Source organism: Paraplanobispora siamensis, assembly GCF_016863175.1.
Lineage (GTDB): Bacteria > Actinomycetota > Actinomycetes > Streptosporangiales > Streptosporangiaceae > Planobispora > Planobispora siamensis.
This window is the reverse complement of sequence record NZ_BOOJ01000152.1, coordinates 1-807: the sequence shown is the minus strand read 5'-3', so window position 1 is coordinate 807 and position 807 is coordinate 1. Positions and strand designations below refer to the sequence as shown.

1 protein-coding gene is annotated in these 807 nt (G+C 70.9%); it reads right to left on the bottom strand.

The window, feature by feature from the left end; genetic code table 11:
• Positions 1 to 807 (bottom strand): chaperonin GroEL (gene groEL / locus Psi01_RS42975; RefSeq protein ID WP_204069970.1); only part of this gene is annotated, 807 nt, incomplete at both ends.

Genomic DNA, 807 nt, shown 5'->3' with positions numbered 1-807 from the left:
AGAAGTCCATGTCGCCGCCGCCCGGCATGGCCGGAGCGGCAGCGGCCTTCTCGGGCTTCTCGGCGATGACGGCCTCGGTGGTCAGGAACAGCGCCGCGATGGACGCCGCGTTCTGCAGGGCGGAACGGGTCACCTTGGCCGGGTCGATGATGCCCGCCTCGAACATGTTGACGTACTCGCCGGTGGCGGCGTTCAGGCCCTCGCCCGGGGTGAGGTTGCGGACCTTCTCCACCACGACGCCGCCCTCGAGACCGGCGTTGACCGCGATCTGCTTGAGCGGCTCCTCCAGCGCCTTGCGCACGATGGCGGCACCGGTGGCCTCATCGCCCTGCAGCTCGAGCTTGTCGAAGGCCTTGGCGCCGGCCTGCAGCAGCGCCACGCCACCGCCGGGCACGATGCCCTCCTCGACGGCGGCCTTGGCGTTGCGCACCGCGTCCTCGATGCGGTGCTTGCGCTCCTTGAGCTCGACCTCGGTGGCCGCACCGGCCTTGATCACGGCCACGCCGCCGGCCAGCTTGGCCAGGCGCTCCTGCAGCTTCTCGCGGTCGTAGTCGGAGTCGGTGTTCTCGATCTCGGCGCGGATCTGGTTGACCCGGCCGGCGATCTGCTCGGCGTCGCCGGCGCCGTCGACGATGGTGGTCTCGTCCTTGGTGACGATGACCTGGCGGGCCCGGCCCAGCATGTCCAGGGTGGTGGACTCCAGCTTCAGGCCGAGGTCCTCGCTGACGACCTGGGCGCCGGTCAGGGTGCCGATGTCGCCGAGCATGGCCTTGCGGCGGTCACCGAAGCCCGGCGCCTTGACCGCGA